This window comes from Agrobacterium sp. CCNWLW32, from assembly GCF_037083425.1.
GTDB classification, from domain to species: domain Bacteria; phylum Pseudomonadota; class Alphaproteobacteria; order Rhizobiales; family Rhizobiaceae; genus Agrobacterium; species Agrobacterium radiobacter.
In genome coordinates this window covers 1-8,357 of sequence record NZ_JBAOJM010000028.1, presented here as the reverse complement: position 1 = coordinate 8,357, position 8,357 = coordinate 1, and the positions used below count along the sequence as shown (strand labels likewise).

The 8,357-nt window shown below is 57.4% G+C and carries 8 protein-coding genes; 4 read left to right on the top strand and 4 right to left on the bottom strand.

Annotated features, from left to right (window positions below; genetic code table 11):
- Positions 1-93 precede the first annotated feature (93 nt).
- The 4 genes from V6R85_RS25855 to V6R85_RS25840 form a co-directional block, all read right to left on the bottom strand.
- Positions 94-804, bottom strand: a complete 711-nt coding sequence (locus V6R85_RS25855) for an IclR family transcriptional regulator (protein WP_111785458.1) — start codon at positions 802-804, stop codon at positions 94-96.
- Positions 805-910: 106 nt separating this feature from the next.
- Positions 911-1,312 carry a PaaI family thioesterase gene (locus V6R85_RS25850; protein ID WP_111785459.1) on the bottom strand — a complete coding sequence of 134 codons (402 nt, stop codon included), beginning with the start codon at positions 1,310-1,312 and terminating at the stop codon, positions 911-913.
- Positions 1,309-2,613 carry a CitMHS family transporter gene (locus tag V6R85_RS25845; protein ID WP_111785460.1) on the bottom strand — a complete coding sequence of 435 codons (1,305 nt, stop codon included), beginning with the start codon at positions 2,611-2,613 and terminating at the stop codon, positions 1,309-1,311. The genes V6R85_RS25850 and V6R85_RS25845 overlap by 4 nt, the downstream gene beginning before the upstream one ends.
- A 93-nt stretch (positions 2,614-2,706) precedes the next feature.
- Positions 2,707-3,639 (bottom strand): hydroxymethylglutaryl-CoA lyase, encoded by a 933-nt coding sequence (locus tag V6R85_RS25840; RefSeq protein ID WP_111785461.1) that lies wholly within the window; start codon positions 3,637-3,639, stop codon positions 2,707-2,709.
- A gap of 225 nt (positions 3,640-3,864) precedes the next feature.
- On the opposite strand from V6R85_RS25840, the gene V6R85_RS25835 reads away from it, so the two are divergent.
- The 4 genes from V6R85_RS25835 to V6R85_RS25820 all read left to right on the top strand — a co-directional run bounded on the left by V6R85_RS25835 (position 3,865) and on the right by V6R85_RS25820 (position 8,193).
- Positions 3,865-5,106 carry a CaiB/BaiF CoA transferase family protein gene (locus V6R85_RS25835; RefSeq protein WP_111785462.1) on the top strand — a complete coding sequence of 414 codons (1,242 nt, stop codon included), beginning with the start codon at positions 3,865-3,867 and terminating at the stop codon, positions 5,104-5,106.
- Positions 5,107-5,217: 111 nt separating this feature from the next.
- Positions 5,218-6,183, top strand: coding sequence for a Bug family tripartite tricarboxylate transporter substrate binding protein (locus tag V6R85_RS25830; RefSeq protein WP_111785463.1), 966 nt, complete (start codon positions 5,218-5,220; stop codon positions 6,181-6,183).
- A 10-nt stretch (positions 6,184-6,193) separates the two neighbouring features.
- Positions 6,194-6,670 (top strand): tripartite tricarboxylate transporter TctB family protein, encoded by a 477-nt coding sequence (locus V6R85_RS25825; RefSeq protein WP_111785464.1) that lies wholly within the window; start codon positions 6,194-6,196, stop codon positions 6,668-6,670.
- Complete coding sequence (locus V6R85_RS25820) at positions 6,670-8,193, top strand: tripartite tricarboxylate transporter permease (RefSeq protein WP_111785465.1); 1,524 nt, start codon at positions 6,670-6,672, stop codon at positions 8,191-8,193. The genes V6R85_RS25825 and V6R85_RS25820 overlap by 1 nt, the downstream gene beginning before the upstream one ends.
- The last annotated feature ends 164 nt before the right edge of the window (positions 8,194-8,357 follow it).

Here is an 8,357-nt window from a genome sequence, read left to right as displayed (position 1 = left end):
TCGCTCCAATTTTCGGAGCGGCAAATTTCATGCCTATGGTCAATATACCGTTAAGCCCGAAAATTTGCGACAGGCCCAAACTTTTTCTGATTGCTATCGGTTGGAGAAACCCTGCGTGGAACCTAGCCGGATCGATAGGTCCCTAGCCTCGCTCATCAAAACCTCCAGCTGTTGAGATTGAGCCTCTGCGGTGAATCGCTGCATTTGTACCGTGAGGCCCAACGCGCCTACCAGATTGTTCCCCACCCCGAAGACCGGAACCCCGATCGCTCCAGTGTCCGGATCTCGCTCGCCGAGGGAAATGTAATATCCCTTGCCACGGATATCATCGTAGAACACACCGGGTTCCCCGGAGAATGCCATCAGGATACGGGCGGTTGCACCCTTGTCGAGTGAGAGGGAAGCACCTTCCTCAAGGTAATGCCTAAAGATACGATCCGCATGATGCCGATAGAGACAAATGCGGCGATCCCCATCCTTGATGTAAAACGCGGCGGTCTCCTCGGTCACTTCCACCAGCTTTCGCAGGACGGGGCGAACATATTCCGCCAGATTAAAAGTTCGCTGATACTGGTTGCCGAGACGGTACAGTGTCGAACCCAGACGAAAGCGGCCATCGGGTTCCCTGTTGATATAGCCGAACCGTTCGAGCGAGCCGGCGAGGCGCAGGATCGTGCTGGGATAGAAACCGGTCTTTGCCGCTATCTGATTGAGGGTCAGGCGAGAATCGCTATCTGTGAAGGCATTGAGGATCGTCAATGCGCGTTCAACGGCCTCAACCCTCTGCTCTTTTTGAACCGCCATTGACTAGTCTCCGAATGATCGCCGCTTCTTGCCTTGAACGCATAGCGCGTCACGGTGCGACAAGACAACGAAATCCGGAGATTGCCGCCCGCCCGCGTCGTATTGGCTATGAGCCGATGATCTTCCACACCCCGGTAGCGCTTGCGACCTGACGCCCGCTGACTAACAGCTCGCCTCTCATGAACACCAGATGCCGCGTCTGTTTCTCGATAGTGCAGACGATCTCGACGCATTCGCCAATCCTGACCGGCTCATAGAACTGCATCGAAAACTGCGCCGTCGCCTGCGCTCTCTTCTCGTCTGATTGCCTTGCGGTCCGTCCCATTGCGCGATCTGCAAAAGTCATCAGCATTCCGCCTTGTACGAACCCGGCGCGGTTTCTGTGCTTAGGTTCTGCAACGAACCTGAAGCGCCCTTCGCCCGCAGAAAAGGGAACGTGATAAACAGGGCCAACATGCGCGATGAACCCGTCGTCGTCTTCGATCTGCCACTCTTCACCAATGCTCATCCGATCGATCCTCGCAAAGGTATTGCGCCGAAGATGAGGGCTCCGGCAAGCATCGCGAACATCAGTCCGATCACCCAGAGGATCGAGGCACGCTGGTTCTCACCGTAGTTGATGTCCAGGAGCGCGACGAGAAGATAGGTCGAGGCAACAAGCGGACTGAGCAGGTGAAGCGGCTGGCCGACGAGAGACGCGCGCGCCATTTCTGCAGCTGTGATGCCATAGGCCGCTGCGGTCTTGGCGAGGATTGGTAGCACCCCGAAATAAAACGCGTCATTGGTGACGGCATATGTAGCGGGCCCGCTCAATACCGCAGTGAAAGGGGCGAGGTAGGGACCGAAGGCATCTGGAGTTATGTAGAGAAGGCTTTTCGACATTGCGTCGAGCATGCCAGTGCCGTTGAGGATACCCGTAAATATGCCTGCTGCGAAAATGAGGGACACTACCGCCAAGACATTATAGGCGTGCTCGCTCAGTCTCTCCTTTTGCTCGGAAACACTCGGATAATTCAAGATCAGGGCAATCGCTGTTGCTACCATGAACAGGATAGGCAGCGGCAGAAGCCCCTGGATCAGGGCGACGATCAGAACGACAGTCAGAATGAGGTTGAGAGGCAGCATCTGCGGACGCCGGAATTCCGGCACTTGCTCCAGGCTCTCCTCAATCGCAGCGATGTCGCGCTGGCTGATCCTGCCGATCCTCTTTCGCTCCTTAACGCCGAAATAGAAGGCGACACAGAGAACGTACGCGAAGCCTGTCAGCATGGGTAGTATGAGCGGGACAAAGACTTCACTCACATCGAGATGCATCGCACTGGCGGCCCGCGCGGTAGGTCCGCCCCACGGTAGGATATTCATGATGCCGATCGACATGAGGACCAGCGTCGCCATGTACTGCAATCTGATGCCGAGACGGCGATAAACAGGGAGAAGCGCGGCCGTGCAAATCACGTAGGTGGTAGCGCCATCGCCGTCGAGCGCAACTACTGTGCCCATGACGGCAGTACCGACGATGATCCTGAGAGGGTCACCCTTTGCCGTCTTGACCACAACTCTTATAAGCGGGTCGAAAAGGCCCGCGTCCGTCATGATGCAGAAGTAGATGATCCCGAAGAAGAGCATGGCTGCGGTCGGTGCCAACTTGACAAGACCACCCATCATCATCTTGCCAATGTCTGTGCCTGCGCCAGCGATGAGTCCGAAGACGATCGGCACGACCATCAGCGCGACCATAGCCGTCATGCGCTTGGTCATGATCAGCGCCATGAACGTCGCGACCATCGAATATCCAAGAAAAGTCAGCATTGCGTACCCTCCCGAACTCGCGCGCAACCATTCCCGTGGTCACTGACGCGGGTTCACTAACTCTTAGACGTGTGTGGATAGAGCTCACTGAGCTCAGGCGTATTGAAAGCCCTTTGGCAGGCCTGCATCCTGGACGTGACCATACAAATTCTCGCCCGGAAGACCGGATAGAATGATGGGGCGAGCGCTTACAAGCTTGTCGATATCAACTCCGGTTTTGAGACCCATGGATTCGAGCATGAATACGAGATCTTCGGTCACAATGTTCCCCGTCGCGCCTGGCGCATAGGGGCACCCCCCAAGGCCAGCCTGGGAGGAATCGAAGGTCGTGACACCCACCTCGAGCGCGGCAACCACATTGGCCAGTCCTTGACCGCGCGTGTTATGAAAGTGACCCCCACCTGCCTTATCCCCGAGCTCGGAACGCAGTCGGGAGAACAGGCGTTTTACTTGCGCCGGGTTTCCATACCCTGTGGTATCAGATAGGCCGACGGAATCGGCACCAGCCTCGGCAAGCATGACTGCCAGCCTGATAACCCAGTCCTCCGGTATGCTGCCTTCGATGGTGCATCCGAACGCGGTGGAGATACCGATTTCCAGGCCCGGACGATAGTCATCCGGCAGCGAGCCGCGGAGGTCGTTGACGCGCCCTACATCAGCAACAGCTTCCTCCACCGTACGATTGATGTTCGCCATGCTATGGGACTGCGAAGCCGAGACAGGCATAGTGATCTTCGGTGTCCGAACGTCGAATGCAGCCTGCGCTCCACGAAGGTTGGGTACGAGCGCCAAGACTGTCAGATCAGGGATCTCTCGAGCAGCCGTAACAAGCTCGCCGCAGTCCGCCATTTGAGGCAGCATTTTCGGCGACACGAAGGAACCGACTTCAATCTCTGACAGACCGGATTGAGCGAGGGCGTTGATCCAGGCGATCTTCGTTGCGGTCGGCATAGCGCGCTTAATGCTTTGAAGACCGTCGCGGGGACCTACTTCGCTGACGATGACGTCGCGACCATCTGGTCTCATGAAATTGCTCCTCCAATTCTCTTTAACAGAACGTCATTCTATTAGATAGAATTCTGGCATACGTCAAACCTGTTTGATCGACCGTTCTTAGAAAGTGCCTCGATAGAGGCTTCTCATGCGTGCAATGCCGCAGCGCAGCAAGCAATTCGCTTGACACCAAGCAAACACTTCCTCATTTTTCTTCAACAGAACACATTTCTATCTAACAGAATTCGAGGACGGCCTATGAACGAACCTTTCCGCGATACGGCGGCGCTTCCCCTAGCTGGCATTAAGGTCGTGGAGTTCTCGCACATGATCATGGGACCGAGCTGTGGCATGATCCTGGCTGATCTCGGCGCCGACGTGGTGAAGGTCGAGCCATATCCAAACGGCGACAACACGCGTCGTCTAAATGGTTCCGGTGCGGGCTTCTTTCCTACCTTCAATCGAAATAAGCGTAGCCTCGTCGTCGACCTCAAATCATCAGACGGTCATGCGGCAGCTCAGAAGCTAATAGACTCGTCTGACGTGCTGATCGAAAATTTTCGCCCGGGCGCGCTGGACAAGCTTGGCTTCGGATACGATGCCTCAAACGCGCGCAATTCCGAGCTGATCTATTGCTCTCTCAAGGGCTTCCTTTCCGGACCCTATGAACATCGCGCAGCGCTCGACGAGGTTGTCCAGATGATGGGCGGGCTAGCGTATATGACGGGGCCCACAGGACGACCGCTGCGCGCAGGCGCGTCCGTGAACGACGTGATGGGAGGAATGTTTGCCGCCATCGCCATCCTCGCAGCACTTCAGGAACGGTCGAAGACAGGAAAAGGACAGCTCGTCCGCAGCGCATTGTTCGAGAACAACGTCTTTCTCGTGGCGCAGCACATGATGCAGATGGCGGTCACGAGAAAGGCTGCCGCCCCCCTGCCCGAACGGATTTCGGCATGGGCGGTCTACGATCTCTTCAATACGGGAGACGGGAAGCAGATCTTTGTCGGCGTGGTCAGTGACACACAGTGGGCAGCATTCTGCAAGTCGTTCGGCCTTGAGGAGTTCTTGGTCGACCCTGATCTCCAGACGAACGCCGAACGCGTGACCAATCGGGAAAAGTTCATGCCGGCGATACGCGCGATCTTCGACAGCATGACGCTGCCCGATGCTTTGGCTCGCTGTGAGGAAATCGGGCTGCCGTTTGCGCCGATTGCCAAACCGCAGGACCTATTCGACGATCCACATGTCACCCAGCCAGGTGGCACGGTGGATATCGTCCTACCCAATGGCACCCCGACCAAGGTGCCTACGCTTCCAATCGACTTCAATGGCCAGCGCCTTGGTTTGCGCCACGACATACCGCGCTGCGGCGAGCATAGCGCGGAAGTGCTGAGCGAACTTGGATATAGCGCAGCCCACATCGAGAAGATGGTTGCTGCTGGCGTGATCGCCGACGAGACAGCGCTCGGCAAGCAGCAAGCCCGCAAGCTTGCATAAATGAAGAGGGCGCGTCTGCTTAGGCGCATCGCCCATCGTCGGCTTGGAGGGCCGAACAACATCGATCCGGAGATCCGGAACACAACGAGTTCAAACCTGGGAGGAAACCAAATGAACCGCCGTACTTTCCTTGCATCCGCGGGCATCGCAACCGTGATGGCGACAATGCCAAGCATGGCGCGCGCACAGACCATCAAGCGTCTCGAAATCTTCGTTCCGGCAGCGCCCGGTGGCGGCTGGGATCAGACCGCCCGCGTGATGGATACCGTCATGCGGAACGCCAAACTTATCGGCAACTCGCGCATCACCAACGTTGGCGGCGCGGGCGGCACGATCGGTCTCCCGCAGTTCATCAATCAGCACAAGGGCGACGGCAACGCGCTCATGACCGGTGGAATGGTGATGATCGGCGCTATCATCTCCAACAAGTCTCCTGTGGATCTGTCGGCGGTCACGCCGATCGCGCGCCTGACCGGGGAATATCTGGCGATCGTGGTGCCCGCTGCTTCGCCGTTGAAGACCATGTCTGATCTGGTCGAAGCCTTGAAGAAGGACGTCGGTTCGGTATCCTGGGCCGGCGGTTCTGCTGGCGGAAGTGACCACATTCTGGCAGGCCTTGTTGCCAAGGCCGCGGGCGTCGACCCAATTAAGATTTCATACGTTGCTTTCGCAGGCGGCGGGGAAGCCATGGCCGCCCTTCTTGGCAATCAGGTGACTTGCGGCGTGTCCGGATGGGGTGAATTCTCCGAGCAGGTGGCCGCGGGCAACCTCCGGGTTCTCGGCCTCTCAGCTCCTGAACGTGTAGCGGGCATCGATGCCCCGACGATCAAAGAGCAGGGCCTTGAGGTCGAGCTGTTGAATTGGCGTGCGGTCTTCGCTGGTCCAGATCTCTCTGATAAGCAGAAAACCAATCTCATCGACCTCGTCACCAAGATGGATGCAGAGGAGAAGTGGCAGTCCGAACTCAAGACACGCTCCTGGACAAGGCTATTTTTGGCCGGCGACGAGTTTGGCAAATACCTTGAGGAAGATACGCGGCGCATTGGCGGCATCCTCAAGGACCTCGGATTGGCGTGAGACCGAGCTTATGAAATCCCGTAATCTTGAACTCACAGCGGTGGCGTTATGCGTCATCGCGCTCGGCGTCGGCGTGGTCATCATGACCATGCAGATCGCCATACCGCCGACATATGCGAAAGTTGGCCCGACGATCTTTCCTTACACGGTCGGGGCCGCCTTGATCGGTCTCGGCTGTCTTCTGTTCCGAGACGTCTTTTCTGGCACCTGGTCCTGCGAGGCGACAGACGAGGATGCCGATCGACCGGATCTACAGCCTATGATGTGGGTGATCGGCGGACTAGCGATCAATCTTGTTATGATCAGCTATGTTGGCTTCATCCTCGCCTCGACGGCGATGTTCGTGTTCGTCGCCAAGGCATTTGGCAGCCGACGTCTCTGGCTAGCTGCGATCGTCGGTTTCGTTCTTGCTCTTCTTGCCTACTACGGGTTCGCACGCGTGCTTGACCTTCGCATGGGTAGTGGCCTGATCGAGGATCTTTTCTAATGGATTCATTCGTTTCACTTGCCAACGGCTTCGCCGTCGCTCTGACCCCTGTCAACCTGATGTGGGGACTGATCGGGGTAACGCTTGGCACCTTCGTCGGCGTCTTGCCCGGGCTGGGTCCCGCTCTGACGATCGCGATGCTTCTCCCGATCACGTTCCAGGTCGAACCGACTGCGGCATTTATCTTGTTCGCCGGTATCTACTTCGGCGCCATGTTCGGCGGATCGACAACCTCGATCCTTATCAACACGCCAGGCGAAAGCGCGACCATCGTCACTGCCCTTGAGGGCCACAAAATGGCACGCAAAGGGCGAGGAGGTCCAGCACTCGCGACCGCCGCGATCGGTTCCTTCGTCGCAGGTACGCTTGGTGTAGTCGGCATTACTCTGCTCGCGCCGATCATCGTCAAATTCGCTCTGACGTTTTCTCCTGCCGACTACTTCGCGCTGATGCTCCTGGCATTCGTCACCGTCTCCGTCGTACTGGGGTCGACGATGGTGCGTGGTCTGACAGCCCTCGCGCTCGGCCTGTTCATCGGCCTGATCGGTGTGGACCTCCAGACAGGTCAGGCACGGTTCTCATTCGGTCAGATGTCTCTGCTTGACGGGGTGGATGTGGTCATCGTTTGCGTTGGGCTTTTCGCTGTAGGAGAGACACTTCATCTTGCTTCTCGGTATCGAGCTGGCAAAGACGAAGTTATCCCGATCAAGGGATCGCTATGGATGAACCGACAGGACTGGACACGCTCCTGGAAACCCTGGCTCCGCGGCGCCTGCATCGGCTTCCCGATTGGGGCCATGCCAGCGGGTGGGGCCGAGATCCCGACGTTTCTGTCTTACTTCTTCGAAAAGAAGCTGTCGAAACACCCGGAAGAATTTGGTCACGGCGCCATTGAAGGTGTTGCGGGTCCCGAAGCAGCGAACAACGCGAGCGCCGCCGGTGTATTCGTACCGCTTCTAACCCTCGGGCTTCCGACGTCTGCCACAGCTGCAATCATGCTGTCCGCGTTCCAATCGTACGGCATCAATCCCGGACCGCAGTTGCTCGTGTCGCAACCCGACCTCGTGTGGGGCCTGATCGCGAGCCTGTATATCGGCAACGTCCTTCTTCTGGTGCTCAATCTTCCGCTCGTGGGGCTTTGGGTGCAGGTTCTAAAAATCCCGACGCCATACCTGTACGCGGGCATCCTGCTGTTCGCGACAATTGGCACCTACGGCATCAGTCAGTCGGTATTCGACTTGGCGCTACTCTATGTTATCGGCATCATCGGCTTCTTCATGCGCCGCTATGATTTTCCGACGAGCCCGGTGATCATAGGCATGATCCTCGGGCCGTTCGCGGAGCAGCAGTTTCGGCGGGCGATGACAATCAGCCAAGGCGACCTATCCGTGTTTGTCACCCGCCCGATCTCCGCAACCCTCATTGCAATCGCGATCCTTGCGCTTGTCGTCCCACTGGTTGTGCAGTTCAAGCGCGGTCGCAGAGCGGACGAGCCTGCTCTTGAGGGGGAGCGGAGCACGTAATACGAGAACGGTCACAATCGGCTACGGGGTTCGCAGCAAGGCTGCGGGTCCCGTGGGAGCGCTTACAAGTCGTTGTATAGCTCTTGAACGGGCCTGTCGCAAACATTTTCGGAGGGCGCGATTACCCCCTCCGCATCTTCATTTTCATGCTTTATTAACTTTTT

Coding starts and splice junctions, on each gene's coding strand:
- V6R85_RS25820 (WP_111785465.1), top strand. CDS start 6,670: ATGGATTCATTCGTTTCACTTGCCAACGGCTTCGCCGTCGCTCTGACC.
- V6R85_RS25845 (WP_111785460.1), bottom strand. CDS start 2,613: ATGCTGACTTTTCTTGGATATTCGATGGTCGCGACGTTCATGGCGCTG.
- V6R85_RS25840 (WP_111785461.1), bottom strand. CDS start 3,639: ATGAGACCAGATGGTCGCGACGTCATCGTCAGCGAAGTAGGTCCCCGC.
- V6R85_RS25850 (WP_111785459.1), bottom strand. CDS start 1,312: ATGAGCATTGGTGAAGAGTGGCAGATCGAAGACGACGACGGGTTCATC.
- V6R85_RS25825 (WP_111785464.1), top strand. CDS start 6,194: ATGAAATCCCGTAATCTTGAACTCACAGCGGTGGCGTTATGCGTCATC.
- V6R85_RS25835 (WP_111785462.1), top strand. CDS start 3,865: ATGAACGAACCTTTCCGCGATACGGCGGCGCTTCCCCTAGCTGGCATT.
- V6R85_RS25855 (WP_111785458.1), bottom strand. CDS start 804: ATGGCGGTTCAAAAAGAGCAGAGGGTTGAGGCCGTTGAACGCGCATTG.
- V6R85_RS25830 (WP_111785463.1), top strand. CDS start 5,218: ATGAACCGCCGTACTTTCCTTGCATCCGCGGGCATCGCAACCGTGATG.